24 protein-coding genes are annotated in these 26957 nt (G+C 68.8%); 10 read left to right on the forward strand and 14 right to left on the reverse strand.

The genetic code is table 11. The annotated features are described in order from the left end of the window. Positions 1-50: 50 nt before the first annotated feature. Both F3J10_RS06310 and rhaM read right to left on the reverse strand, forming a co-directional pair. The gene (locus tag F3J10_RS06310) at positions 51-947 is read right to left on the reverse strand and encodes an amidohydrolase family protein (protein WP_167241680.1); all 897 of its coding nucleotides are present in this window, start codon (positions 945-947) and stop codon (positions 51-53) included. A gap of 17 nt (positions 948-964) precedes the next feature. Next, positions 965-1279 (reverse strand): L-rhamnose mutarotase, encoded by a 315-nt coding sequence (gene rhaM, locus F3J10_RS06315; protein WP_167241682.1) that lies wholly within the window; start codon positions 1277-1279, stop codon positions 965-967. Between the two features lie 147 nt (positions 1280-1426). On the opposite strand from rhaM, the gene F3J10_RS06320 reads away from it, so the two are divergent. Further along, positions 1427-2410, forward strand: coding sequence for a LysR family transcriptional regulator (locus F3J10_RS06320; protein WP_025100137.1), 984 nt, complete (start codon positions 1427-1429; stop codon positions 2408-2410). Here F3J10_RS06320 and F3J10_RS06325 read toward each other — a convergent pair. After that, complete coding sequence (locus tag F3J10_RS06325; RefSeq protein WP_025100138.1) at positions 2397-3179, reverse strand: SDR family NAD(P)-dependent oxidoreductase; 783 nt, start codon at positions 3177-3179, stop codon at positions 2397-2399. The two genes, F3J10_RS06320 and F3J10_RS06325, sit on opposite strands and share 14 nt — an antisense overlap. Before the next feature lie 378 nt (positions 3180-3557). On the opposite strand from F3J10_RS06325, the gene F3J10_RS06330 reads away from it, so the two are divergent. The 4 genes from F3J10_RS06330 (at position 3558) to aldA (ending at position 8462) form a co-directional block, all read left to right on the forward strand. Then, positions 3558-4874: an MFS transporter gene (locus F3J10_RS06330; RefSeq protein ID WP_167241684.1), complete on the forward strand. Its 1317-nt coding sequence runs from the start codon at positions 3558-3560 to the stop codon at positions 4872-4874. A gap of 23 nt (positions 4875-4897) precedes the next feature. Next, positions 4898-6082, forward strand: a complete 1185-nt coding sequence (gene rhmD / locus F3J10_RS06335; protein ID WP_025100140.1) for an L-rhamnonate dehydratase — start codon at positions 4898-4900, stop codon at positions 6080-6082. Positions 6083-6101: 19 nt separating this feature from the next. After that, positions 6102-6932, forward strand: a complete 831-nt coding sequence (locus F3J10_RS06340) for an HpcH/HpaI aldolase/citrate lyase family protein (protein WP_275691669.1) — start codon at positions 6102-6104, stop codon at positions 6930-6932. Between the two features lie 93 nt (positions 6933-7025). Beyond that, the gene (gene aldA, locus F3J10_RS06345) at positions 7026-8462 is read left to right on the forward strand and encodes an aldehyde dehydrogenase (RefSeq protein WP_166915737.1); all 1437 of its coding nucleotides are present in this window, start codon (positions 7026-7028) and stop codon (positions 8460-8462) included. A gap of 63 nt (positions 8463-8525) precedes the next feature. On the opposite strand, the gene F3J10_RS06350 is transcribed toward aldA, so the two are convergent. The 4 genes from F3J10_RS06350 to F3J10_RS06365 all read right to left on the reverse strand — a co-directional run bounded on the left by F3J10_RS06350 (position 8526) and on the right by F3J10_RS06365 (position 13165). Then, on the reverse strand, positions 8526-9968 hold the full coding sequence (locus F3J10_RS06350; RefSeq protein WP_240155409.1) for a cytochrome c: 1443 nt from the start codon (positions 9966-9968) through the stop codon (positions 8526-8528). 10 nt (positions 9969-9978) lie between these two features. Continuing rightward, the gene (locus F3J10_RS36515; RefSeq protein WP_167241688.1) at positions 9979-11652 is read right to left on the reverse strand and encodes a GMC family oxidoreductase; all 1674 of its coding nucleotides are present in this window, start codon (positions 11650-11652) and stop codon (positions 9979-9981) included. An 87-nt stretch (positions 11653-11739) separates the two neighbouring features. After that, positions 11740-12270: a sugar dehydrogenase complex small subunit gene (locus F3J10_RS06360; RefSeq protein WP_167241690.1), complete on the reverse strand. Its 531-nt coding sequence runs from the start codon at positions 12268-12270 to the stop codon at positions 11740-11742. A 139-nt stretch (positions 12271-12409) separates the two neighbouring features. Beyond that, complete coding sequence (locus F3J10_RS06365; protein ID WP_166913440.1) at positions 12410-13165, reverse strand: SDR family oxidoreductase; 756 nt, start codon at positions 13163-13165, stop codon at positions 12410-12412. A 419-nt stretch (positions 13166-13584) separates the two neighbouring features. Between F3J10_RS06365 and F3J10_RS06370 the strand changes: the two genes are divergently transcribed. Then, positions 13585-13761 (forward strand): DUF1328 family protein, encoded by a 177-nt coding sequence (locus F3J10_RS06370; RefSeq protein ID WP_025100145.1) that lies wholly within the window; start codon positions 13585-13587, stop codon positions 13759-13761. Between the two features lie 16 nt (positions 13762-13777). Here the strand turns inward: F3J10_RS06370 and F3J10_RS06375 are convergent, their stop codons facing one another. Beyond that, the gene (locus F3J10_RS06375; protein ID WP_167241693.1) at positions 13778-14740 is read right to left on the reverse strand and encodes an aromatic alcohol reductase; all 963 of its coding nucleotides are present in this window, start codon (positions 14738-14740) and stop codon (positions 13778-13780) included. Between the two features lie 181 nt (positions 14741-14921). Here F3J10_RS06375 and F3J10_RS06380 point away from each other — a divergent pair, with 181 nt between their 5' ends. Beyond that, positions 14922-15821 carry a LysR family transcriptional regulator gene (locus tag F3J10_RS06380; protein WP_167241695.1) on the forward strand — a complete coding sequence of 300 codons (900 nt, stop codon included), beginning with the start codon at positions 14922-14924 and terminating at the stop codon, positions 15819-15821. Positions 15822-15871: 50 nt separating this feature from the next. Here F3J10_RS06380 and F3J10_RS06385 read toward each other — a convergent pair whose 3' ends face one another. Continuing rightward, positions 15872-17065 (reverse strand): M20 aminoacylase family protein, encoded by a 1194-nt coding sequence (locus tag F3J10_RS06385; protein WP_167241697.1) that lies wholly within the window; start codon positions 17063-17065, stop codon positions 15872-15874. Positions 17066-17197: 132 nt separating this feature from the next. On the opposite strand from F3J10_RS06385, the gene F3J10_RS06390 reads away from it, so the two are divergent. The 3 genes from F3J10_RS06390 (at position 17198) to F3J10_RS06400 (ending at position 19954) form a co-directional block, all read left to right on the forward strand. After that, positions 17198-18112 (forward strand): LysR family transcriptional regulator, encoded by a 915-nt coding sequence (locus tag F3J10_RS06390; RefSeq protein ID WP_167241700.1) that lies wholly within the window; start codon positions 17198-17200, stop codon positions 18110-18112. Between the two features lie 101 nt (positions 18113-18213). Next, the gene (locus tag F3J10_RS06395) at positions 18214-18813 is read left to right on the forward strand and encodes a TetR/AcrR family transcriptional regulator (protein WP_167230776.1); all 600 of its coding nucleotides are present in this window, start codon (positions 18214-18216) and stop codon (positions 18811-18813) included. A 157-nt stretch (positions 18814-18970) separates the two neighbouring features. Continuing rightward, a complete protein-coding gene (locus tag F3J10_RS06400; RefSeq protein ID WP_167241702.1) occupies positions 18971-19954 on the forward strand; it encodes a hypothetical protein in 984 nt (327 codons plus the stop codon). A gap of 54 nt (positions 19955-20008) precedes the next feature. Here the strand turns inward: F3J10_RS06400 and F3J10_RS06405 are convergent, their stop codons facing one another. The 5 genes from F3J10_RS06405 to F3J10_RS06425 form a co-directional block, all read right to left on the reverse strand. Beyond that, on the reverse strand, positions 20009-21826 hold the full coding sequence (locus F3J10_RS06405) for an RICIN domain-containing protein (protein ID WP_167241704.1): 1818 nt from the start codon (positions 21824-21826) through the stop codon (positions 20009-20011). 66 nt (positions 21827-21892) lie between these two features. Next, complete coding sequence (locus F3J10_RS06410; RefSeq protein WP_240155411.1) at positions 21893-23887, reverse strand: beta-galactosidase; 1995 nt, start codon at positions 23885-23887, stop codon at positions 21893-21895. A 137-nt stretch (positions 23888-24024) separates the two neighbouring features. Further along, the gene (locus F3J10_RS06415; protein ID WP_167241705.1) at positions 24025-25176 is read right to left on the reverse strand and encodes a lactonase family protein; all 1152 of its coding nucleotides are present in this window, start codon (positions 25174-25176) and stop codon (positions 24025-24027) included. Further along, positions 25173-26018 carry a carbohydrate ABC transporter permease gene (locus F3J10_RS06420; protein ID WP_025098402.1) on the reverse strand — a complete coding sequence of 282 codons (846 nt, stop codon included), beginning with the start codon at positions 26016-26018 and terminating at the stop codon, positions 25173-25175. The genes F3J10_RS06415 and F3J10_RS06420 overlap by 4 nt, the downstream gene beginning before the upstream one ends. Further along, complete coding sequence (locus tag F3J10_RS06425) at positions 26015-26887, reverse strand: sugar ABC transporter permease (protein ID WP_167241717.1); 873 nt, start codon at positions 26885-26887, stop codon at positions 26015-26017. Before F3J10_RS06425 ends, F3J10_RS06420 begins: the two co-directional genes overlap by 4 nt. Positions 26888-26957 lie beyond the last annotated feature (70 nt).

Below are 26957 nucleotides of genomic sequence, written 5' to 3' on the forward strand. Positions count from 1 at the left end.
GCCGGCGCGGGTCGCTCGCTGCGCGCGGCGCGGCCGTCGATCCGGATCCCTCAGATCCGGTAGATGCGTTCGGCGTTGGCCGCGAACAACTGCCGCCGCTCGCCCTCGCTCACGCCGCCGACGATGCGCGCATAGGCATGCCAGAGCGCCTGGTAGCCGCCGAACAGGCGATCCACCGGGAAGTTCGAGGCGAACATCGCGCGCGCCACGCCGAAGGTGTCGATCGCCTCGAGCACGTAGGGGCGCAGGCTCTCGACGCTCCAGTCGTGATCGAACATCGCGAAGCCGCTCAGCTTGACCGACACGTTCGGGCAGGCCGCCAGCTCGCGCAGCCCCTCGCGCCAGGCTCGATAGCCGGCCGGCGTATCGCGGTCGACGAACATGCCGGCGTGGTTCAGCACGATCGCGATCTCCGGATGCTCGCGCGCGAGCCGCGCCGCCTCGGGCATCTGCGAGGGATACAGCTGCAGGTCGAAGGACAGGCCGTGGCGGCCGAGCAGCGCGAACTGCCGCCGCCAGGCGGGATCGTGCAGGTAGTGGCGATCGACGTAGTTGTAGAGCGGCCTGGCGTGGACGTTGAGGATCTGGCGGATGCCGCGCGTGTTGGCGTGCCCGGCATGCGCGGCCAGGGTCGCCTCGACATCGGGCGCCGACAGATCGGCCGCGGCGACGATGCCGTTCGGCAGGCCATGCGCGGCGCCCTCGCCCTCGGCCAGCGACTGCAGCCAACGCGTCTCGTCGACGGGCCGCGCCGGATCGTAGTTGGCCTCGACATGCACCACCTTCGCGATCTCGATCTCGCCGGCCTCGCGCAGCAGGTCCGCCGGCAGGTAGTCGTGCGCGAGCTCGCGCGCGTCGCCGACGAAGGAGATGCCCGGATTCGCCAGCCACGGATAGTCGCCGCCGCCGGGCCGCCAGAAATGCACATGCGGATCGACCACTCGCATCCTCGCTCTCCTCGCGCTCAGGGCAGATGGAACATCGGTTCGAGCGGCACCTGCATGGGCGAGCCGTCGGGCCCGGTCTGCATGATGTCGGCCATGAAATCCCACCATTTGCGCATCACGGGCTCGGCCGGCAGCGTCGCCATGCGATGCGCGTGCTCGCGCGTGAGCACGGCGAACAGGTGATTGGTGCTCTCGTCGAGAAAGATCCGGTAATCGCGGATGCCGGCCTCGCGCAGCAGCGCGGCCAGCTCGGGCCAGATCTCGCGGTGGCGGCGCGAGTATTCCTCGCGCTGCCCCGGATCGAGCTTCATCCGGAAGGCGATCGTCTCCATGATCCTGTCTGTCTCCCTCGTTGTCGTATCGGCGGGCGCTGCCTCGGCGGCGCCCCGTCCCACGGGATGCAGCGACTATAAACGGCTCGCGATAGCCAACCAATCCGTTATCATCATTGGGCGATCCAGAAAACGAATCACCTGCCCATGACCCTGCACACCACCGCGCTGTCGCTCGTCAACCGGCTCAAGTTCAAGCATCTCGCCCTGCTGGTGGCGCTCGACGATTGCCGCAACGTGCACCAGGCGGCCAGCGAGATCAACGTCGCGCAGCCCAGCGCGAGCCGCATGCTCGGCGACATCGAGGACGCCTTCGGCTTTCGCCTGTTCGACAGGAATGCGAAAGGCATGGCGCCCACCGCGCTGGGCCAGGCGGTGCTGGCCTATGCGCGGCGCGCGCTGTCGGACCTCACGCGCTTCGCCGAGGATCTCGACGTGAAGCGCCGCGGCGGCCACGGCCAGTTGACGGTGGGCGCGATCATGGGCGCCGCGCCCGACGTGCTGGCGCTGGCGGTGGCCTCGCTGAAGACGGTGCGCCCGCTGCTGAACGTGCGCATCCTCGGCGAGACCAGCGACCAGATCGTGCAACTGCTGTATCGGCGCGAGGTCGATCTCGCGCTCGGGCGCCTCACCAATGCGCTGCAGCACAACGATTTCCACTTCGAACCGATCGCCTCCGAAACCCTGGTGCTGGTCACGCGCGCCCAGCATCCGCTGGCCGCGCGCGGCGAGCTGACCCTGGCCGAGGCCGCCGAGTGGCCCTGGGTGGCGCAGCCCGTCACCAGCCCGGCGCGGGTGCTGCTGGAGAACGAATTCGCGCGGGCGCGCCTGGCCACGCCGGCCAACCTGACCGAATGCGGCTCGATCTTCGCCACCCTGCAACTGGTGGAGACTTTCGATGCGATCGCGATGCTGCCCGAATCGGTGGTGCGCGACCACGTCAAGGCCCGCCTGCTGGTGGCGCTGCCGCTCGAGATCGGCAAGCGCCTGCCCGGCTACGGCATCCTCACGCGCCGCGACGAGCCGCTGTCGGAGGCGGCCGAATACTTCGTCGGCCTGCTGCGGCGCTTCTCCGATCCCGCCGTCGACATCCCGCCCCCGGACACGCCCGTGATCGTCACTGAAGGTTGACGAACAGGCCGCCGTCCACCAGCAGGGCCGCGCCCGTCACGTAGCGCGCGCGATCCGAGGCCAGGAACACCACGCAGTCGGCCACCTCCTCCGGCGCGCCCAGGCGGCCGAGCGGAATCCGCTTCTCCATACAGGCGCGCTTTTCCGTGTCGGCCAGGTCCTCGGCGTTGAGATCGGTGGCGATGGTGCCCGGCATCACCGAATTGCAGCGGATCCCGTAAGGCCCCAGCGCGATCGCGCAGGACTGCATCAGCGAATGCACGCCCGCCTTGGTGGGCGTGTAGTGGGTCTGCATCCCGCCGCCCACCAGCGCGCTGATCGAGCTGGTGGCGACGATCGCGCCGCCCGTGCCCTGCTCGCGCATCTGCCGCGCCACCGCCTGGGTGACGTAGAAGGCGCCGTTCAGGTTCACGCCGACGGTGCGCTCCAGCACCGCCGGCGGCATGTCGAGGAAGGCGTGGAACGGGCAGATGCCGGCATTGCTGGCCAGCACGTCGACGCGGCCGAAGCCGCGCACCGCCTGGCGCACCAGCTCGGCGCCGGTGCCCGGCTGGGCGACGTTGCCCTCCACCGCGATGGCGCGGCGCCCGAGCCTGCCGATCTCGCCGATCACCTCGTCGACGGCCGTGCCGCGTCCGTAGGAAGCGTCGTTGTCGCCCCAGTAATTGATCACCACGTCGGCGCCCTCGCGCGCGCTCGCCAACGCGATCGCGCGGCCGATCCCGCGCGAGCCGCCCGTCACGATCACCACCTTGTCTTTCAGCAGCACCTCGCCCTCCTGGTTCCCGGTTGTGCGCAGCGCGTGGGCCGGCCACGGCACGCGGCACACGGCTCGCGCCGGCCGCCGCGCGGCGCTGCGTCCGTCGATGCGCCGCGGGCCATCGCCCCCGCGCGGCCCAATATAGGGTCGCCGCCCGGGCGCCGACAATCCGCAATCGACATCGCGCGATCCGCGTTCCGGATCGCCTTCCCGGCTCGGCGCCTCGCGCAAGCGGCGCGCCGCCTCGCATCGATCCGGAAATCGCATCGCGGGCGCCGATTTTGGTATTGGTCACGCATCGCCGCCGTGATTACAGTGCTGCATGCCCTGGGCACCGGCCGAGGCACGACGCACGGCCGACAAGACACGACAGACACGGAGACATGGATGGACGACCCGGCAATCCTGCTCGGCCAGGCGGTGCGGCGCGTCACGCGCCGGCTGCTGCCGTTCCTGCTGCTGATGTACGTGATGGCCTTCCTCGATCGCGCCAACCTCGGTTTCGCCAAATCCCAGTTCCAGCTCGACACGGGCCTGTCCGACGCGGCCTACGCGTTCGGCGCCGGCATCTTCTTCATCGGCTACGCGCTGGTGGAGGTGCCCAGCAACCTGATGCTGGAACGCTTCGGCGCGCGGCTGTGGATGTGCCGGATCATGGTGAGCTGGGGGCTGGTGTCGGCCGCCACCGCCTTCGTGCGCGGCGAGACCGCCTTCTACCTGCTGCGCTTCCTGCTCGGCGTGGCCGAGGCGGGCTTCTTCCCCGGCGTGATCCTCTACCTGGGCTACTGGTTTCCGCAGCGCTCGCGCGGCAAGGCGCTGGGCCTGTTCTATTTCGGCGCGCCGATCGCCTTGGTGCTCGGCTCGCCGCTCTCGGGGCTGCTGCTCGAGCTGCACGGCGCGGCCGGCCTGCGCGGCTGGCAATGGCTGTTCCTGGTGGAGGGGCTGCTGGCCAGCCTGGTGGGCGTGGCCGCCTGGTTCCGACTCGACGACCGCCCGCGCGACGCGCGCTGGTTGCCGCCCGCGCAGCGCGAACTGCTGGCCGCCACGCTGGAAGCCGAGGATCGCCTCAAGCGCGAGCACGGCCCGGCCTCGGTCGGCCAGGCCCTGGCCGATCGCCGCGTGCTCGGCTTCGGCGCGATCTACCTGCTGATCCAGATGAGCGTCTATGGCGTGGTGTTCTACCTGCCGAGCCAGGTGGCGAGCCTGATGGGGCGCCAGCTCGGCTTCACGGTCGGGCTGGTGGCCGCGCTGCCCTGGCTGTGCGCGCTGCTGGCCGCCTACTGGGTACCCGTCCAGGCGGACCGCCACGGCCGGCACCGCGCGATCGCGGCGGCCACCCTGGCGATCAGCGCGGCCGGCATCGCCGCCTCGGTGGCCAGTTCGCAGCCGGTGCTCTCGCTCGCCGCGCTGTGCTTCGCGGCGGCCGGCTTCATCGCCGTGCAGCCGGTGTTCTGGGTGCTGCCCGCGGCCAGCCTGACGGGCAGCGCGGCCGCGGCCGGCTTCGGCCTGATCAACTCGTTCGGCGCGCTGGGCGGCTTCGTCGCGCCGAACCTCAGGCAGGCGGCCGAAACCGCCTTCCATTCGCCGTCGGCGGGGCTCTACACGCTGGCGGCCACCACCCTCGCGGCCGCGCTGCTAATCGCGCGCGCCCCGGGCGCGGCCGGCGGCGAGCGCCATGCGCAGCCGCGCCACTCGTCTTCCTAGCCTCGTCATTCCGGAGGAACACCATGTCGGTACCGACCATCAAGCAGATTCGCGCCTACACGCTTCGCGGCGGCGGCGCGGACTATCACGACCAGGGCGACGGCCACTGGATCGACGACCACATCGCCACGCCGATGGCCCGCTATCCCGAGTACCGCGCGAGCCGCCGCAGCTTCGGCATCAACGTGCTGGGCACCCTGGTGGTGGAGGTCGAGGCCAGCGACGGCACGGTCGGCTTCGCCGTCACCACCGGCGGGGAGCCGGCCGCCTTTATCGTCGAGAAGCACCTGGCGCGCTTCGTGGAAGGCGCCAAGGTGACCGACATCGAGAAGATCTGGGACCAGATGTATTTCGGCACGCTCTACTACGGGCGCAAGGGGCTGGTGGTCAACACCATCTCGGGCGTGGACCTGGCGCTGTGGGACCTGCTCGGCAAGATCCGCGACGAACCCGTGCACCAGTTGCTCGGCGGCGCGGTGCGCGACGAGCTGCAGTTCTACGCCACCGGCGCGCGCCCCGACCTGGCCAAGGAGATGGGCTTCATCGGCGGGAAGATGCCGCTGCACCACGGCCCGGCCGAGGGCGAGGAAGGGCTGCGCCGCAACCTGGAGGAACTGGCCGAGATGCGCGAGCGCGTCGGCCCCGATTTCTGGCTGATGTGGGACTGCTGGATGAGCCTCGACCTCAACTACGCCACGCGCCTCGCGCACGCGGCCCGGCCTTACGGGCTCAAGTGGATCGAGGAGGCGCTGCCGCCCGACGACTACTGGGGTTACGCGGCGCTGCGAAAGGCCGTGCCGCCCGGCATGCTGGTCAATACCGGCGAGCACGAGGCGACCCGCTGGGGCTTCCGGATGCTGCTCGAGATGGGCTGCTGCGACGTGCTGCAGCCCGACGTGGGCTGGTGCGGCGGCGTCACCGAGCTGATCAAGATCTCGGCGCTGGCCGACGCGCACGGCGCGCTGGTGGTGCCGCACGGCTCCTCGGTCTACAGCTATCACTTCGTGATCACGCGCCACAACAGCCCGTTCTCGGAGTTCCTGATGATGGCGCCGAAGGCCGACCAGGTGGTGCCGATGTTCCACCCGCAACTGCTCGACGAGCCGGTGCCGGAACGCGGCCGGATGCGCGCCTCGGCGCTCGACAAGCCGGGCTTCGGGGTGCGCCTGAACCCCGATTGCAAGCTTGAGCGGCCCTACACGCACTGAGGCTCGCACCGAACGCCCCATGACTTCTTCCGGAGACGAACCGATGGACCCGCTCGACAACCCATTCAAGCGCGCGCTGGCCGACCACACGCCGCAACTGGGCACCTGGAACAGCTTCGCCAGCAGCTACACCACCGAGATCATCGCGCAGAGCGGCTACGACTGGATGCTGGTGGACGGCGAGCATGCGCCGAACGCGGTGGACAGCATCCTGCGGCAGTTGCAGGCGCTCGCGCCCTATCGCACGCGGCCCGTGGTGCGCACGGTCGACCACGATCCGGCGCGCATCAAGCAACTGCTCGACATCGGCGCCACCACGCTGATGGTGCCGATGGTGGAAAGCGCCGGGCAGGCCGCCGCGCTGGTGCGCGCGATGCGCTATCCGCCGGGCGGTTTTCGCGGCATCGGCGGGGCGCTCACGCGCGCCACGCGCTGGGGGCGCGTGAGCGACTATCTCGCGCGCGCCGAGGCGGCGCTGTGCCTGACCGTGCAGATCGAATCGCGCGCCGGGCTCGACAAGGTGGCGGCCATCGCCGCCACCGAAGGCGTGCATGGCCTGTTCGTCGGGCCGGCCGACCTGTCCTGCGCGCTCGGCCATCCCGACGACGCGGGCCATCCCGAGGTGCAGCAGGCGATCCGCCACATCATCGAGACGGCACGCGCGGCCGGCAAGGCGGCCGGCATCCTCGCGCCGGCCGAGGACGCCGCGCGCCGCTACCTCGGCTGGGGCGCCAGCTTCGTGGCGGTGGCGATCGACATCGTGCTGCTGCGCGAGGCGCTCGACGCGGCGCTGGCGCGTTTTCGCGACCCGGCCGCCGCCGCGGGCCCCGCCGCATCGGGCGCATACTGAGCCCCGCATCGCGCATCGCGCATCGCACCGCATTGCACCGCATTGCAGCACCCCCGACATCCGACGCATCCCGATCCCAGCCAGGAGACGAGCATGTCCAGCACCCCGACGCAGTACCAGCAATACATCGACGGCGAATTCATCGCCTCGTCCGAGCATTTCGAGGTCCGCAACCCCGCCACCGGCGCCCTGCTCTCGCACGCGCCGGTCGCCACCGAGGCCGACCTGGCCCGCGCCGTCGAGGCCGCGCGGCGCGCGCAGCCGGCCTGGGCGGCGCGGCCCGCGATCGAGCGCGCGCGCCTGCTGCACGAGCTGGCCGACCTGCTGCGCGCCGACGTGGCGCGGCTGGCCGACGGCATCGTCAACGAGGGCGGCAAGATTCGCGCGCTGGCCGAGGTCGAGGTCAACTTCACGGCCGACTACCTGGACTACATGGCCGAGTGGGCGCGCCGCATCGAGGGCGAGATCATCCCCAGCGACCGCGCCGGCGAGACCCTGCTGCTGTTCCGCAAGCCGATGGGCGTGGTGGCCGGCATCCTGCCCTGGAACTTCCCGTTCTTCCTGATCGCCCGCAAGATGGCGCCGGCCCTGGTGACGGGCAACTGCATCGTGATCAAGCCCAGCGAGGAGACGCCGAACAACTGCTTCGAGTTCGCCAGGCTGGTGGCGAAGACCGCCCTGCCGCGCGGGGTGTTCAACGTGGTGAGCGGCAAGGGCGACGTCGGCGCGAAGCTGAGCGCGCATGCCGGCGTCGACATGATCAGCTTCACCGGCAGCGTGGCGACCGGCCAGCGCATCATGGCCGCGGCCGCCCACAACCTCACCAAGCTGAACCTGGAGCTGGGCGGCAAGGCGCCGGCCATCGTGCTGGCCGATGCCGACCTCGACCTGGCCGTCACGGCGATCCGCAATTCGCGCGTGATCAATACCGGGCAGGTCTGCAACTGCGCGGAGCGCGTCTACGTCGAGCGCAAGGTGGCCGATGCCTTCATCGAGCGCATCAGCGAGGCGATGCGCGTGACGCGCTACGGCGATCCGGTGGCCGACGCGAGCGTGGAGATGGGCCCGCTGATCAACCAGGGCGGGCTAGACAAGGTGGCAGCCAAGGTGGCGAAGGCCGTCGAGCAAGGCGGCACGGTGGTGACGGGCGGCAAGCGCGCCGACCTGGGCCGCGGCTTCCACTACGAGCCGACCGTGATCGCGGGCTGCCGCCAGGACATGGCGATCATGCGCGAGGAGATCTTCGGGCCGGTGCTGCCGATCCAGATCGTCGACGACCTCGACGAGGCGATCGCACTGGCCAACGACTGCGAATACGGCCTCACTTCCTCGGTCTATACCGCCAACCTGAACCGGGCGATGCACGCGATCCGCGGGCTGTCGTTCGGCGAGACCTATGTGAACCGCGAGAACTTCGAGGCGATGCAGGGTTTCCACGCCGGGGTGCGCAAGAGCGGCATCGGCGGCGCGGACGGCAAGCATGGCGTGTATGAGTACACGCATACGCAGGCGGTGTATCTGCAGGCTTGAGCGGCAGGATCGCCGGGCGGGCACGCGCGAACGATCAGGCGTGCCCGCCCGGCGCGCGGCCCGTCAGGACCCGCGCCTGCGGCGCGACCAGCGCATCCCGGCGATCAGCACGACGATGGCCGCGATGCCGGCGATCGCGGCAGTCGCCGCGGCCGGCGCGTAGGACAACAGCGAAGGCGGCCCGCCCTTGCGCAGCACGGCGACCCGTTCGGCGCTCACGCTCACTGCCGGGTTGCCGTATTGCTGCATCACGAAGCTCGCGAGCGTGGCGACCTGCGCGTCACTCAGTTCATCGGCGAAGCCGGGCATCAGGCGCTCCCTGCCCTGCGTCGAGATATGCAGGCCGTCGAGGATCACCATCACCAGGTTGTCGGCGTTGTCGCGACCCAGCACCGAGTTGTGGGTCAGCGACGGGAAGGCCTCGTCCGGCGTGCCGTCGCCGCGCGACTGGTGGCAGCTCGCGCAGTTCGCGCTGTACAACTGCGCGCCGCTGTTCAGCGCGACGTAACCGGGGCCGGGCCGACCGAAGCCGATGCCGGGATTGTCGGCGCGCAGGGCGGCCTCGTAATCCTGGCCGTTGCCGCCGTAGTCGTAGGCCGCGCGCGTATCCTTCGGGTTCCGGACCGGCGGCGAATCCTTGAGGTAGGTGGCGATCGCAGCGAGGTCCTCGGCGCTCAGGTATTGCAGGCTCTTCTCGACCGCCTCGGCCATGCCGCCGGCCGCCTGGCCCTTGCCGGCCACCGCCCCGGTGCGCAGGTACTGCACCAACTCCGCGTGCGTCCAGCCACCGATGCCGCTGACCGGATCGGAGGTGATGTTGGGCGCCCGCCAGGCCCCAACCTGCCCGCCGGACAGTTCCAGGCCGGGCTTTTCCCCCATCGCCGTGTTGCGCGGCGTGTGGCAGGCGTCGCAATGCCCGAGCGTCTGGACCAGGTAGCGGCCGCGGTTCCACTCCGCGCTCTTGCCCTCGACTGGCGCGCCCGGCCGGCCGCTGGCGAACAGCAGGTTCCAGCCGCCCATCAGCCAGCGCTGGTTGAACGGAAAACCGAGCCGCGTTTCCGGCGATGCGACGTCCACCTGCTCGACGCCGTGCATGAAGTAGGCGTAAAGCGCCGTCACGTCGGCATCGCTGATGCCCGCGTAGGACGGATAGGGCATGGCCGGATACAGATGCGTGCCGTCGGCGCGCACGCCCTCGCGCAGCGCGCGGGCGAATTGCGCCTGCGTGTAGGCGCCGATCCCGCCGCGCACCGAGGGGGTGATGTTGCTCGACCAGATCTGCCCGAACGGCGAATCGATCGGCAGGCCGCCCGCCATCGGCTTGCCGCCCGGCGCGGTATGGCAGGCGGCGCAGTCGCCCGCCCGGGCGAGATAGGCGCCGCGCGCGAGCAGCTCGGCCGAAGGCGGCGCGGTGGCCGCATCGGCGGCGTGCGCCGGCAAGGCCGCGCCGCCGGCCAGCAGCGTCGCGGCGATCAGCAGCGCTCGAAGGAATCCAGCTTGCTTCATCGACATCTCCTCAGGCGCGCGCCAGTTCGGCCTTGATCGTATCGGCCACGCGCAGGCTCAGCGAGGCGATCGTCAGGGTCGGGTTGGCCGTGCCGGTGTTCACGAACACCGCGCTCGAGGCGATGTAGAGGTTCTTCAACTCGTGCGAGCGGCACTGCGCGTCCACCACCGAGGTATTCGGGTCGTTGCCCATCAGCGCGCCGCCGGCGGGATGATCCTCCGCCGAGAACTGGTAGGGATTGTTCGCGTCGGGGATGTAGCTCACGTCGGTGCCACCCATCCCGGCGATCAGCGGCTCGTAGAGCTCCTTCACGGTACGCACGGCGCTGCGGCGCGTGTAGTCGTCGATCGTGTAATGGACGCTCGGGAAGTTGATGCCCAGCATGTCCTTCTTGTCCGACAGCGTGAGACGGTTCCCGGGATTCGGCAGCACCGCGTGATGCGAGGAGATCTCGATGCGGCGCGCGGCGCCATGGCGGATCGCCTGTTCCAGCCGTTTGCCCACCAGGCCCTGCTTGAGCGCGGCGGCGGTGACCTGGGCCGTCATGTTCATCTCGTCGACGCGATGGATCGAGGCGGCCATGTCCGTGCGCCAGGGGCCGTCGCGCCAGGTATCGATGGCCGCGTTGTGTTGCGGCCCCTGCCCCATCCAGACCGGGTTCTCGCAGGTGAACTGCACCTCGGTGCCGGCGTGCTCCATCATGTAGCGGCCGACCTGGTCGGTCTTGTTAGAGATCCCGCGGGGATTCTTCTCGTCCTTCGAGAACAGCATCAGCTTGACGGTCTCGATATTGTGCGCGGCGAGGATGAAGCGCTTGCCGGTGACGCGGAAGCTCTGCTTGTCCGGGTTGTAGAAGTGGACCGCCACCACCTCGTCGTTGGCCGGATTGGTCTCGATCCGGTACACCACGGAGTTCTCCATCACGCGCGCGCCGGCCTTCTCGGCCGCGACGACCGTCTCGATCGCGTTGTACATCGCGCCGATGGGGCAGATCGGCATGCAGTTGTTGTTGCCGGCGCAGGTCGGGCGGCCGGCGTAGGGCCGCGTGTTGCGCCCTTCCGGCTCGTGCACCACGCGGCACTGCGTATGGCGGCGCACGGCCTCGTCGACCACGCGGCTGGTGTAGGTCCACGGCATCAGGTCCATCGGGTATTTCTGCTTGCGCGGCGAACCCAGGTATTCCTGTCCCGGCCCGTTCAGCGGATCGGGGCCGCACACGCCCCAGATCAGCTCGGCGCGGTAGTAATACGGTTCGAGATCCTCATAGGCGATCGGCCAGTCGCGGCCCACGCCGTAGGTCGAGCGCAGCCGGAAGTCGTTGGGCAGGTGCCGCCACGCGCAAGCCGCCCAGTGCCAGGTGGTGCCGCCGACCAGCCGCAGGTAATCGGTCTGGTAGGCCTCGCCGTCGGGGCCGCTCACCTGCAGGTAGTCCTGGACCTTGCCCTCGGTGTCGTAGAAGGTCGGGGCCAGCGCCCAGGGCTTGGGCGGATAGGGCGTGGTGAGCGCGCGCGTGGTGACCGGCGCGTTGCGGAAGTTCTCGACGATCTCGCCGCGCGTGACGCGCGGCCCGGCGTCGAGGACGAGCACCGACAGCCCGCTGCTCGCGAGCTCCAGGGCCGCGACACTGCCGGCGGCGCCCGCGCCGACGATCACGACGTCGGCCGATAGCGATGTGGGATTCATGGGTGCGATTTCCGAGGGGATAGCTTGTTATTAGGGCGATGGGCGGACGCGAGGCCGCCTCGTGCCGCCGGGGTCCGCGAGCGCGAATCAGGCAGCCGGCAGCACGCGCGACGTCGCCCAGTAGAGCGGGCCGCGCCGCACGTAGCTCGGCGGGCTCAGCACGTCGGCGACCACGCCGAACATCAGCGCCGTCTGGTAGGCATAGGTGCGGAAGCCGACCACGCCCAGGTACCAGGCCGAGGTGACGGCATTCAGCGTCTGGCGAAGCGCGCCCAGGCGGCTGCGATCGAGATCGGCGGCCAACGTGTCGACATCGATGCCGGGCCGCGCGGCGATCCGCTCGGCCAGGGCCTGCAGGTTCGTATCGAAACCACGCTCGCGCTCGCGCAGCGCCTGGTAGAGCGCGGCGCCGGTGGCCGGGTCGGCCGCCCTCGGCGACACCAGCCTGGAGACCTGCATGAAGCGGTCGAGCCCTGCGTGGTCGGTGGCGGACGAGGCGTGGACCTCGGTCCACAGATCGACCACGCTCAAGGAGGCCAGCGACAGCATGCCGAACACGAAGCAGCGGCGGCCGGCCTGCGAGGGAACGTAGTCGTCCCGGTGATGTGGGGTAGTCATGACGATGGCCTCTCTGGCTTCTTGATCGCGTTTGGCGACACGTCGAATGCATCGCATAGGATACCGAATCGCGGGTGGCGCGGCGGGCCGTGGCCTCGGCGCAATCCTGCGCCGTCGCAGGCGGCGACGGCCGGGCGCCTCAGCCCTGGATCGAATAACCGCCGTCGACAGGAATCGCGGTGCCGGTGATGAAGTCGCAAGCCGACGAGCACAGGGCCACCGTGATGCCGGCCAGGTCCTCGGGGCGTCCCCAGCGGCCTTGCGGCGTGCGCGCGAGGATGCCTGCCTCGAGATCGGGAAACAGTTGCTTGGCCTCGGCCGTCAGCTCGGTCTCGATCCATCCCGGCAGCAGGGTATTGACCTGGATGTTGCTCGGCGCCCATTCCACCGCCAAGGCGCGGCCCAACTGCACGATGCCGCCCTTGCTCGCGGCATAACCCGCGCCGTGGGTGGTGCCGAACAGGGACAGCATCGAGCCGATATTGACGATCTTGCCGCCCTTGGCGCGCAGGAAGGCCGGATAGACGGCCTGCGCGCAGTAGAAGGCGCTGCTCAGGTTGGTGTCGACGATCCGGTGCCACTCCTGGTGCGAATAGTCCTGCGCATGTCGGCGGATATTCATGCCGGCATTGTTCACCAGGATGTCGACGCGGCCGAAATGCCGCTCGACGTCGTCCACCATGCGATTGCACTGCTCGCCGACCGAGATGTCGGCCTGCACGTAGATGGCCGCGTCGCCGGCCTCGAGCTGCGCCAGGGCTTTCGCGCCGCGCGTCTCGTCGCGCCCGACCAGGGCCACTCGCGCACCCGCGCGCAACAAACCCCGGGCGATGCCCAGGCCGATTCCACTGGTTCCACCCGTGACGACGGCGACTTTGGCGGCGAGATCGAACATGTCGACGGCTCCATTCAATTCGAGGAGCCACGAATTATTCCATGGAGGCGGGCCCGTGTTGCACGCCGGAATTACGACATTTTTGCGTGAGTAACGTGAATTTTTCTCATCGTCCCAGTCCGAATTCCGGTCCTAACATTCCTGCAATTCGGGTTATGGAAATTTGTAACATTTACCTGTTCCAGACTTTCCCCGGCGCCCGATATACCCGTCGGGCCGCATCCGCAGGATCCCGCCGGATCGACGGCGCAGCGCGCCGACGGCCGATTCGCGCGAGCTGGCCCGCCATTTGCATGAGAAGCCCGCCGGCCTCGCGCCGGCAAAACAGGCCGCAACGCGTCATGCACCCGCTTGCGGCCGTCGTCGATACCCATCCTCGACATTCCAATCAACCAATTCGTTATCGGGAGCTGATCGACATGCTGAAATGGGCATTGATTTTTGCGGTGGTCGCCATCGTCGCGGGGCTGTTCGGGTTCACGGGTATCGCGGCCGGTTCGGCCGCGATCGCCAAGTTCCTGTTCGGCCTGTTCCTGCTGCTGTGCATCGTGTTCCTGGTGATCGGCGTGGTGGTGGCCAAACGCGTCGTCAAATAGCGCGCGGCGCCCGCTCTCAGCGCGGCGTCGCGACGGGGCTCGGCAGTTGCGCTTTCATCCAGGCCTCCAGCCCCGTCACCGCGATGCCCTGCTCCGCGTTGAAGGTTTGCCGCTGGTCCCAGGCCACGCCGCGCCCCTGCGCGAATACCACGCGATACTTGCGCAGCGCGTCGCCGGGCGCCTCGGCCAGTTGCCGCTGCAGCTCGGGCACGCTCCAGGTCTCGCGCCTGACGCGCCGGCCGCTCCAGCGTTCGAGCGCATCGGCCAGCTCGCGGTAGGTAACGGTGTCGCCCGCCACGCGAACCACCTGGTTGGCGATGCGTGGCTCGGCGAACAGCACCTCGGCCGTCAGCGCGCCGATGTCGTCGGCCGTGGTGAGGGTCACGGCGGTGTCCTCGCTGCCCAGCGCATTCACGGCGAGCGTCGCCAGGTCGACCACGCCGAACCCGGGCTCGAACAGGAAGCTCGTGAACATCCCCGTCGAGACGATCACCCACTCGGTGGCTCGTTGCGCGCGCAACATCTCGCGCACGTCCAGTTGTTCGTCGAACAGGTCCTGGGCGCTGCCGCGGCCGATCAGGTCGTAGTCGACGCCGAACTGCCAGGGGAAATAGCGCTGCACGCCGGCATCGAGCGCGGCGCCGGCCAGCTTGCGCTGCACGCCCGGCCCGCCGACGAAGCCGGTGCACGAGAGCACCGTGTGGTAAGGCCGGAACAGCGCCGCGAGCTGCTCGCGCGACTGGCTGGCCAGGTCGCCCGTCACGATCGCGATGCCGAGCGCGCGCAGTTCGGCCAGGTCGCGCTGTTTGGCGGGATCGGTCGAGGCCAGGGTGGCCGCGCGCAGCAGCACGCTCAAGCGCGTGCCACCGCCGGTCGCCGCTGCCCGCCGTGCCAGCGCGCGCAGCATGGCCATGCCGAGTTCGCCCGCGCCCAGGACCAGGATCGTTTCGTCATGCTGGATATTGCCGGTGTTCGCCATCTTCGTTCTCCATTCGCAAAGCCCGTATCGGGACAGGAGCGAAGCTTAGCGGCGGGCGGCCCGGCCATTGTTCGGCCGGCTTGAACACAGAACGCGTGGGCGAGGAACCGCGGGGCGGCGCGATTCGCGTAGCGGCCATCTTCGGCTAGAGTGGCGGAACCTCCCCGTCTGCCCGGCTCCCATGGACAAACTTCACGCGATGACGACCTTCGTGCGCGTCGTCGAGGCGCGCAGCTTCAGCAAGGCCGCCGAAACGCTGTCGCTGCCGCGCTCCTCGGTCACCACCACGGTCAAGCAGCTCGAGGCCTACCTCGGCACGCCGCTGCTCAGGCGCAGCACCCGCAGCCTGAGCCTGACCGAGACCGGCGAACGTTACCTGGCCTCGTGCCGCGCGATCCTCGGCGAGATCGCCAGCGCCGAGCGCGCCCTGCTGAGCGAGGCGCACGCGCCGCGCGGGCGCGTGCGCGTCGACCTGCCCGGCGTGATCGGCCGTGCCTGCGTGCTGCCGCGGCTGGCGGAGTTCGAGGCGCGCTACCCCGAGATCGAGCTGGTGCTGGGCCTGAGCGACCGGCCGGCCGACCTGATCCACGAGGGCATCGACTGCGTGATCCGTACCGGCGAACTGGCCGATTCCTCGCTGGTGGCGCGCCGGCTCGGCGAGCTGGCGTGGATCACCTGCGCCTCGCCGCGCTACCTGGAGCGCCACGGCGAGCCGGCTTCGATCGATGCCCTGGGCGAGCACCGCATCGTCAACTACCTGTCGAACGCGACCGGGCGGCCGCTCGACTGGCGTTTCCGGGTGGACGGCGAGGCGCGTGCGATGACGCTGCCGAGCCGCTATGCCGTCAACGAAACCGAAGCGTATCTGCAATGCGCGCTGGAGGGATTGGGCCTGATCCAGATCTCGGCCTTCGCGGCCGGCGCCTACCTGCGCAGCGGGCGGCTCAGGGAAGTGCTGGCCGACCTGCGCTGCGCGAGCGTGCCGGTCTCGATCGTCTATCCGCAGGCGCGCGTGAACGCGGCGGTGCGCACCTTCATCGACTGGGTGTCGTCAGCCGTGACGGCCGACCTGGCGGCCTAGCCGCCGGCGCGTTCCTCCTGGCCGCCACCAGGCCTGCCGAGACGCGCGGCTCAGGCGCGCGCGGGGTCGAGATAGCGCTCGACCAGCCGCGACCAGTACGCGGCGCCCACCACCAGGTTGTCGTCGTTGAAATCGTAGGTCGGGCTGTGCAGCACACGGCCGCCCGTCGCGGGGCCGTTGCCGATGCGCAGGAAGCAGCCGGGCCGGGCCTGCAACAGGTAGGCGAAATCCTCGCTGCCCATCAGCGGCTCCATGTTGGCCTCGACGTTCGCCTCGCCCACCACCTCCCTCGCCACCTCGATCGCGAAGGCGGTCTCGGCCGCGTGGTTGTGGACCACCGGGTAGCCCTCGACATAGTCGATCTTCGCCTCCACCTCGAAGCTGGCCGCCTGCATCGAAACCAGGGTCTCGATGCGCCGGCGCAGCAGCGCGCGCGTGTCGGCATCGAAGGAGCGCACGCTCAGGCTCATCTGCACGCGATGCGGGATCACGTTCGGCGCGTGGCCGCCATTGAGCATGCCCACCGTGACCACCGCCGCGCGCGAGGGATCGACGTTGCGCGCCACCACCGTCTGCAAGGCGGTGACGATCGCGGCGGCCGCCACCACCGGATCGTGCGTCTGGTGCGGGCGCGCGGCGTGGCCGCCCTTGCCCTCGATGGTGATGAAGACGCGATCGCCGGCCGCCATGAAATCGCCGGCGCGGAACATCAGCCGGCCTTGCGGCTGGCCCGGATGATTGTGCATGCCGAACACCGCATCGCAGGGGAAGCGCTCGAACAGTCCCGCCTCGATCATGCGCTTCGCGCCGCTGTCGTAGCCGCGTTCCTCGGCCGGCTGGAAGATCAGGTTCAGCGTGCCGTCGAAGCGACGCGTTCGCGCCAGGTGCCGGGCCGCGCCCATCAGCATGGCGGTATGGCCGTCGTGGCCGCAGGCGTGCATGCGCCCCGGCACGCAGCTCGCGTGCGCGAAGCCGTTTTCCTCGGTGATCGGCAAGGCGTCGAGGTCGGCGCGCAGGCCGATCGAGCGCGTGCCGCCGCCCGCGCGCAACACCCCCACCACGCCGGTGCCGGCGATCCCGGTATGCACCTCGTAGCCGTAGTCGCGCAGGCGCGCGGCCACCTCGCGCGCCGTTTCCTCCTCGGCGAAGGCCAGCTCGGGCTGGCGGTGCAGCGCGTGGCGCAGGTAGCGCATGTCCTCGTCGAGCGGTTCGAGTTCGGTCAGGCTGGAGAACAGTCGGTTCATGAGCGGCCTCTTGCGGGCGGAAAATGATGGCCTTGTCGGCGGTACGAGCCGCGATTATGCGCGCGGCCTCGCCTTGAAGGCGGTGCCGTCACATGCGAGTATGTTGCTTTTCCTGCAACAGACGGAGCCGCCTTGCTCGACGACGATCCGCTCATCAGCGAACGCACCCTCGCCTATCTCGAGGCCGTCGCCACCCACGGCAGCATGCGCGGCGCGGCCGATTCGCTCGACGTCAACGTCTCCACGGTCAGCCGCCAGATCGCGCTGCTGCAGCGCCAACTGCACCTGCCGCTGGTATCGCGCAAGGGCCGCTCGGTGGCGCTGACCGAGGTCGGCCTGGCGATGGTCGACTACCATCGCGAGCGCGAACGCAATGCGCGGCGCTTCCGGCAACAGTTGCAGGACTATCGCGCGCTGCGGCGCGGGCGCTTGACGATCGGCATCGCCGAGGGCTTCGTGGCCGAATTCGTCGGCGGCGTGCTCAAGCCCTTCAGCCAGCGCTTTCCCGACATCACGCTGGAATTGCGCAGCGCGCCGCTCTCGGAGTTGATCCGCCTGGTGCGCGAGGACCAGGTCGACATCTGCCTCGCGGTCGGCCTGCAGCGCGACCCGGCCTTGCAGATGCGGCGCATCCAGAGCGATCCGCTGTGCGCGATCGTGCCGCGCGGGCATCGCCTGGCGCGGCGCAACACGATCGCGATCGGCGATCTGGCGGACCAGGACCTGGTGTTCCTGGAGCCGCAGTTCGCGGTGCAACAGCATCTCGACGCGATGCTCGATGCCGAGCGGCTGGTGCTGACGCCCAGATTCCGCTGCGATCGTTTCTCGACCACCCTGCTGCTGGCCGCCGAGGGGCTCGGCATCGCCTTCATGACGCGGCGCGCCGCCAGCCGCGAGATCGCGCGCGGCGAGGTGCGCGCGATTCCGCTCAACCACCCGATCGCGCGCGGCTTCGACCGCTACGTGATCACACGCGCGGGCCGGCGGTTGCCGCCCGCCGGCAATCATCTGTGGAAGGAGATCGTGCGCGTGCTGTCGGCGGCCTGAGCGGCGCGCGGCGATCGTCATCGTTTCGCTATATGATGGAACGATCGATCCATCTAGCGGATGCGCCACGCGGCGCCTTCCCCATCACGAAAGAGAAGCTCATGAGCGGCAAGCCCCAATACGACGAGGCCGTGGTCATCGACGCGGCGATCCAGGTGTTCTGGCGCCATGGTTACGCGGCGGCCTCGATCAGCGACCTGACCGAGGCGACGGGCCTGTCGCGCTCGAGTCTCTACCAGCGCTTTCGCGACAAGGACGGCCTGTTCCAGGTCGCGCTGGCCACCTATACCGAGCGCGTGCTGCGCCGCATGAATTCGGCCGAGGGAAGCACGGCGCGCGAGAAGCTGGAGACGCTGCTGCGCGGCATGCTGCCGGTGGCATCCGCGCAGCGCCCGCCGGGCTGCCTGGTGACGCGCAGTTGCGCCGAGCGCGTGGACCTGCCGCCGGCCGGGCAGGAAGCCGCGCTCGACGGCGCGCGGCGGCAGCGCGAGGTGCTGATGGCTTTGCTGAACGAGGCGGTGGCCGGCGGCGAACTGCCGGCCGAGACGGACGTGGAGGCGCTGGCCTGGCACTTCCTCGGCGTGTTCCAGGCGGTGCTGGGCTTGCCCCAGGCGGGGGCCGGGCGCGAGGTGCTGGAGCGGATGATCGAGGTGGCGATGGGGGTTTGGCCGGTGGCGGCCCGGCATGGCGGCCACGCCTGATATGCCCCGCAATGATCGAATTATCAAAGGCTCGATAATAAATTAATTAATTGATGTCGATTTTTACGAAGAATTACATTCACGATATCCCGTGATAGATTGCGTTCGCCAATTCCATTGGCGAAGTCTTCGCAATTATCAATTCGGAGAATTTATTGTGAATATTCCCAAGCTCACACTGGCAACCCTGGGTTTTCTCTCGCTTTCCCAGGCGCAGGCAATTGTCATCAGCGACGACGTATTTACCGCGAACGGCGGCAACCTGAAGGACATTCCGGGCACCATCGCCACGGCGCTGGAACCCCAGCGCGTACAGAGCTATGCGCCGCAGTTCCTTTCCGCCGGGCACCTGGACACGCCCGGGGGCGCCTGCACGGCCACCTGGCTCGGCGATTCCGCGGACGGCAAGTCGGTATTCCTGCTCACGGCCGCGCATTGCACCGAGGGGACCCAGCAAACGGGCAAGGGCAATTTCAAGTTCACCGACTGGAAAGAGCGAACCATCGCTTCGGGTCAAGGCTCATATACCACCGGGCCATATCGTTTTTCCAATACGCCGGGTTTCGGCGGCGCTTCCACCGACATTGCATTGATTCAATTGCCCAAGATCGCGGATATTCTCGATCAAAATGGCAGCAAGGTGGCACGCCCGGTTCTTTACGACCTGTCGGATAACGAAGGCGAATTGAACAAGGAAGTCTGGTTTGCCGGTTATGGCTCCTGGGGAACCGGCACCGGCGGCTCGAACGGCGGTTATTTCCCGAAGTCGGGCCCGCGCCGCGCCGCCGGGGCGGCGACGATTTCGTCGATCTTCGAAAACGATCACGGGATCGGCGCAGCGTTCAAGACATCGGTCGGCCGAGACCCGTCCAAGGGCATCGACGCCTGGACCCGGACCGCGTCGGGCGACAGCGGATCGGCGTGGTGGCAATTGCATAGCGGTATCTGGACCATCATCGCCGACACCAACGGCGGCAGCGATAGCCTGTCCACCGGCGCGCGGACCTCGCAGTATGTCGACTTCATCAAGTCGGTTTACCCGCAAGCGCTGTTTCTCTCGCAAGTCCTGAGCGAACGCCGTTCGACCGCCGCGTCGAGCCTGGTCTCGCCGTTCTCCCGGTCGTCCGCGGCCGGCAGGTAACGGCAGCAGCGATCGGGCCTGCGCCGGGAAGCATGGCGCAGGCCAATCGCAAGCCTAGCGCGCAACCAGCCGCAAGGCCTGCCCCGCCTGCGGCCAGACCGGGATCGATGCGCCGGCGGCGGCATCCCAGTTGCGGATCGGCACCGTGCTCACGCCGGCCAGGTCCGATGTCAGCGCCGTGCCCGACACGTTCAGCGCCAGGCCGCTGTAGCGATTGACGATGCGATAGCCGCCCGAGCCGCCGCTGCCGATCTTCTGGAAGTACCACTGCTGCTGCGCGCCGCCGGCCGAGGACGACCAGATCGGTGCCGCGCCCCAGGCTCTTCCCGCATTGCCGTTCCCCACCCCGAGATAGCGGCCGCCCAGTTGCAGCGTGAAGAAACCGTCGCCGAGCGCGCCCAAGGTCCAGGCGCCCGAGGCCGCGGCGGGCAGGTTGGTGCCGCCGTTGCCGGGATGCACGACGTAGGCCTGCACCGGGGCCGACTTGACGGCGAGGCGCATGCCGCCCGCATCGGCGTAAGCGAGCGACGCCGCATCGCGGCTCGCGTCAGGCGTGATCGTCACGTCGGCATATTCCGCGCCGTAGGTCTGGCATTTGCCGTACACGCAATACGTGCGGAAGCGATTGCCCAGCGTGTCGGAGGCGGTCTTCGAGACGCTGTCGGTGAACCAGCGATACCAGGAGGCGGTCTGGTACGGCACGCTGCCGGCGAAGCGCCACTGCTGCGTCGCCAGGTCGTCGGAGACGTAGAACTTCAGGGTCGACGCGGGGCCGTTGTAGTCGAAATCGCGCGTGCCGGGCTTCGTGATCGCGCGATCCTCGGCCACGGCGACGTACTTCTGCAGATACAGGTTCCAAGCCACGTTCATGACGCGCATCGTGCCGTTCGTGTAGCCGGCGGACAGCAGGTCGCCCGCCCCTTGCGCCGGTGGCACGAAGCGCTCGCTGCCGGTCCCGTCGGCGGCCGGCCCGCCTTGCGCGGCGAGATCGCTGGTCGGTCCCGCGATGTTGGATTCGAGCGAACTGGACACCGGCGCCGTCGTGCAGGGCGTGGCGGCGGCCGTGGCGGCATCGCAGGTCCAGTTCGTGCCGGGCACCTGCTGCCACTTTCCGGCGTAGAACTTCTGCCACGACGCGGGCTTCATCTTGTCCTTGATCGGCGCGCGCGCCGCGTGTGCCCACATGTAGTTGTCGAAGCCGCCCGGATTGCCGTTCTGCCCCTGGATGCGGCTCGTATAGAAGATGTAGAAATAGCCGCCCACGTTGTCCACGTAGAGGCGCGGGTCGCCGTCGCCGTAGTAGTAATACGGCGTCTTTGGGTCGCCGCGGCCGTAGGGCGAGCTCAGGATCGGGTCCTGGAGCGTCCAGTTCGCGCCCTGGTCGGTGGAAATTGCGTACGAGATGGCGTCGACGCGTGGATCGTTGCCGAACAGTTCGTTATGGACCACACCGTACCAATTGCCCGAATCGGGATCCACCCACACGCCGACCAGGTCGCAGTAGTCGGCCTGCGTATACCCGGTGCGCGATGTCACGGGCTGCCCGAACAGCGCGATCGCGACCGGGTTCCGGTCGTTGCAGAGCACGCGCGTGTCGTACTGCGAATGGGCCCTGGCCTCGCTCAGATTGTCGACATCGGCGCCGCTGTAGAACTTCCAGTAATGGTTGTCGGGATTGTCGTCGTATTGCGAGAGCGCGTTCTGCGCATAGAAGCTGCCGTCGCGATCGATGAACAGCGAGTTCGGACTATCCGACACCGGACTCGCGGCCACCGACGGGCCTACGCTGAAACTCGCCGTCTGGGCGCTCGCGGCCATGCACAACAGGCTGGTGCCGGCGATCGTCGCGAGCCGGCCTTGCATCGATTTCATGATGGATTTCCCTCTCGATTGGAAACGGATCGAACCAGCGCCGGCCGCGGCCGGCAGCCGGGGTGCTCAGGCCAGCGTGGCGGCAAACGCGATCGGCTGGCTGTCGGTCTGGTGCAGGTCGAACACCAGCACCTCGTTGCTGCCCTGGCGCAGCCAGGGCGCCGGGCAATAGAGCCGGTGCTGCGGCCCGATCGCCCAGTAGCGCCCCAGATGGCGGCCGTTGACCCAGACATGGCCCTTGGTCCAGCGGCTCATGTCGAGATAGGTATCGGCGCTCGCGTCGAGCTGGAACGTCGTCCTGAAGAACAGGCCGCCGCGGCGCGAGTCGCTGACGACGGGCCGCAAGCCGGCCAGGAACCCGGCGTCGAGCGGCAGCAGGCGAACCTCCCAGCCCAGCAGTTCCTGGCTGCCGCCGCCGGATTGCAGCGAGACCGACTCGAGGATGCCCTTGCGATCGACCATCGCATGGCCGTAGTTCACCCGGCCCATGCCCTCGACCAGCAGGTCGAGGACCGGCGCCGGCGAATTCGCCGGGCCGGCCGGCAGGCTCAGCGGTTGGTGATGCGTGAGATTGAAGCTGCGTGCGTAGTCGGCCGGCAGCGCCGCGCGGGAGATGCCGCCGGCATACTGCCCGCCGACGAAGACCGTCGCGTAGTCGTGCACCTCGCTGACCGTCAGCACGCCGCCGGCGTAGGCCGGCAAGGTCTTGCGGTAGAGCGCCAGGCCGAATGCCTGGCCGTACATCTCGAAGGGCTGGGGCCGCTCGGTCGAGGCCGCCGGCAAGGCGGCCGGCAGGTTGTCCCACAAGGAGGCGAACGGCGCGGGCGTGATCGTGTCGGTGCGCGCCAGGGTCGGCACCGGATCGGGCACGGCGGGCAGCGGCGCGCGAAGATAGCCGCCGATCAGCTTGCGGTAGCGCGTGTAGTGCTCGGTGGCCACGCCCTGCTCGCTGATCGGCGCGGCGTAGTCGTAGCTGGTGATGTCCGGCTGATACTCGCCGCTGCCCGTATCGGTGTTCGCCCCGGAGAAGAAACCGAAGCTGGTGCCGCCGTGGATCACGTACAGGTTGAAGGACAGCTTCCGGCTCATCAGGGCGTCCAGTGTGGCCGAGATGTCGGTGGCGGTGCCCTGCAGCACCGGATCGCCCCAGTGCGTGAGCCAGCCGGGGTACACCTCGCCCGCCATCGCCGGCACGTCGGGATAACGCGCGCGGGCCGCGGCGATGCCGTCGGCGGTGCCGTCGCTGAGCGCGATCGCGCCGCCCTTCACGTTGGACTGGTTCTGCTCGAGTTGCGTCAGGCCATCCTCGGTATAGAACGGCCCGTTGATCCCGCCCTGCACCCAGAGCTGGCGAACCTCCTCCATGTAGGCCGGATCGCTCGCGTAGGAGCCGAACTCGTTCTCGATCTGGATCATCAGGATCGGGCCGCCGCTGGACACCAGCAGCGGCGCGATCATCGGCACCAGGCGCGCGATGTAGCGCGAGACGGCCGCCATGTAGCGCGCGTCGGTGGCCGAATCGACCCGCAGCTGGATATCGGAGTAGCGCAGCAGGTAGGACGGCAGGCCGCCGAGGTCCCACTCGCCGCAGACATAGGGCCCCGGGCGCAGCAGCACCCACATGTCCTCGTCCTGGCAGAGCCGGATGAAGGCGACGATATCGCGGTTGTCGGTCTGGAAGTCGAATACTCCGGGTTCGGACTCGTGGTAATTCCACATGATGTAGAGCGCGATGGTGTTCATCCCCATCGCCTTGGCCATGCGGATGCGATGACGCCAGTATTCGACCGGGATGCGCGCGGGATGCATCTCGCCGCTGCGGATCTGGAATGCCTGCTTGTCCAGCAGGAATTGCGCGCCGTCGCTGCTGAACGAGAAGGTGTGCCGTGCGCGCACGCTCGGCCGCGGCTCGATCGCGGCGGCCGATGACGACGCGCTTCCCGTCGATCCGGCCGATAACGGTGTCGCGCCGCCGTCGTTTCCATCATCGCCGCCACCGCATGCGGCCAGCACCGGCATCAAGCTCGTCAATGCCAGGAAGTTTCTTCGACTCGTAGCCATACCTGCCCTCGTGATATCGGCGGCGATGTGGTTGCCGCCAGTCTTGTTATTCAAGGCCGTGACGCGATCGGCCCGGGATCCAGCCCATCCGATTCGTTATTTTTTATTAGCAAAACTAAGTGAAACGGCGAAAAAATCTACCCGGACGACACGAACGCGAAACCCGCCGGCCTGCCGATCGTGACCTTGCCGGGTTCGGGATCGAGCCGTCCCGATTCCTGGTCGCGGCGAAAGACGCGCAACGCGTCGCTTCCCTGGTTGCCGACGATCAGCCAGCCGCCGCCCGGATCGATCGCGAACTCCCGGGGCGTCCTGCCGAGGCAGGATTGGCGCCCTGCCTCCTTCAGCATTCCGCTGGCAGGATCGACCGCGTAGACGAGGATCTGGTCGGCATCGCCGCGGTTGCTGGCATACAGGAAGCGCCGGTCCGGCGAGAAGTGCAGCGCCGAGCCGGCCACGCCGCCGCCGAAGCCGGGCTCCGTCATCGGCACATGCTGGGCCAGGCTCAGCAGGCCGTCGTGATGGCGATAGACATCGATGCTCGCGTCCAGCTCGTTCATCACGTACGCAAAACGCCCCTCCGGGCCGAAGCGCAGATGCCGCGGCCCGGAACCGGGCCGGACCTGCAGCCAGACAGGATCGACCAGCTGCGCGGGCTTGTCCGGCGCCTCGCCCTGGAAGCGCCAGCGAAGGATCCGGTCGGCGCCGAGATCGAGCGCGAACAGATGACGGCCGTCCGGCGCGAACACCACCGAATGCGCGTGCGCGCTGTCCTGCCGCCCGCTTACCGGGCCGCTGCCCTTGAGGCGCACGCTCGCCGCGCCGGCACCGAACCGGCCGTCGGCGGTGATCGGCAGGACCGTCACGCTGCCGCCCGGATCGGCGGCGACCGAGTAATTGGCGAGCGCCAGGTGGCGACCGTCCGGCGACAGGCTCAGGTGGCACGGATCCTGGCCATGCGAGGACACGCGATCGAGCAGCGTGAGCGTGCCGCTCGTGGCGTCGAACGCGTAGGCGCTGACCATCCCCGTCACGGTGGCGATGCCGGGCGAGGCGCCGCCGCCCGGCAGTTCGTTGACCGCATAGACATGGCGGCCGTCGCGGCTCGCAACCAGATAGGACGGATTCGCCGCGGGGATCGCGAAGACGCGCTCGAGCGCGCCCGATGCCGTATCGAACCGGTAGACGTGGATCCCGTCGTCGCCACCCTCGGCATAGCTGCCGACCAGCAGCATCGGCCTGGCGCCGGGCTTCGCGGCGCGCCGGCGGCTTTCCGCCGGGCCTGTCATTTCACGGCCCCCATCGCCAGGCCCTTGACCATGAAGCGCTGCAGCCAGGCGAACACGATCGACACCGGCAGCGTGGCGCACAACGTCGCCGCCATCACCAGTTGCCACTCGACCACGTACTTGCCGGCCACCATGTCGGTTACCTGCACGGTCAGCGTCTTGTTCTCGGGCGAGCGGATCAGCGTGTAGACCACGGCGAACTCGTTCCAGGCATTGATGAAGGTGAAGATCGCGGCCACCACCATCGCCGGCACGGTCAGGGGGAGGAACACCTTGAGCACCGCCGCGCCGCGCCCGCAACCCTCCAGCCAGGCCGATTCCTCGAGATCGCGCGGCACCGTCTCGAAGTACGAGGACAGCATCCAGACCGCGAAGGCGATGTTGAACGCCGCGTACGAGACGATCACGCCGATCTTCGAGTCGACCAGGTTGCCGTCGCCGTAGGGAATCATCGCGGCGAGCCGGAACAGCCCGACCACCAGCAGGATCGGCGAGAGCATCTGGGTGAGCAGCAGGAACTGCCGATAGGCGCCGCGCCCGCGAAACGGCAGGCGCGCCAGCGCGTAGGCGGCGGGCAGGCTGACCGCGAGCGCCAGCGCGGTGGACAGGAAGCTGATCACCAGGCTGTTGCGCAGCGCCACGCCGAAGTTGGCGGCCTGCCACATGTCGACGAAGTTCTGCCAGCGCCAGTGGTTCGGCAGCCAGCGCGCCGGGTAGACGAACACCTCGTCGGCCGGCTTGAGCGCGGTGAACAGCATCACCGCGAACGGGAACAGGATCACGATCACCAGCGGCGACAGGACCAGCCAGCACCACAGCGTGCGCTTGCCCTTGGCGTTCATGCGGCCTCCTCGTGCTTCGGCTGGATGCGCAGGTAGATCATCGAGAACAGCAACAGGATCGCCAGCATGATCAGCGACACCGCCGCCGCCTGCCCCGGGTGGCCGAGGCGGAAGCCCAGCTCGTAGAGGTAGGTGACCAGGATATGGGTGCTCTCGTCGGGGCCGCCCTGCGTCATCACCCAGATGATCGGGAAGGAATTGAACACGTAGATCACGTTCAGCAGGATCGCCATGTTGATGAACGGCCGCAGCAGCGGCAGCGTCAGGCGCCGGAAACGCTGCCAGGCGCCGGCGCCGTCGATCTGCGCGGCCTCGTAGATGTCGGCCGGGATGGAGGACAGCCCGCCGAGCAGGATCGTCACCGTAAACGGGATCGAGACCAGGATGCCGACCAGGATTTCCGCGGTGAAGGCCAGCCCGGGCGTGGCGAGCCAGTGCAGCGGCGCGCCGATCAGGTGCAGGCGCTGCAGCGTGACGTTGACCATGCCGTAGTCGTCGTTGAAGGCCCAGCGCCAGACCACCGCGGTCATGGTCAGCGAGACCGACCACGGCAGCATCACGATGGTGCGCGCCAGGCCGCGCCCGTGGAAATCCTGGTTCAGCACCAGCGCCACCGGCACCGAGACCAGCACGGTCCCGCCGACCACGCAGGCGGTCCAGTACACGGTGCGCCACAGCGAGCCGATGAAGACCGGATCGGCGAACACGGCGCGGAAATTGTCGAGCCCGCTGAAGCCGCGAACCGTGCCGAAGCGCGAGACCTCATGCAGCGACTGGTAGACGATGTTGAAGACCGGATAGGAGATGATCAGCAGCGCCAGCAACAGGCTCGGCACGATCAGCAGCCAGGGCAGCGTGGAGCGCGGCATGGCCCTGCCGCCCCGGCGCCTCACCGGCGCGCGGCGCGTGAGCACCGCCTCGCCCGAAGCCAGCCCCGCG

Source organism: Burkholderia sp. Cy-637 (genome assembly GCF_011753175.1).
Lineage (GTDB): Bacteria > Pseudomonadota > Gammaproteobacteria > Burkholderiales > Burkholderiaceae > Burkholderia > Burkholderia gladioli.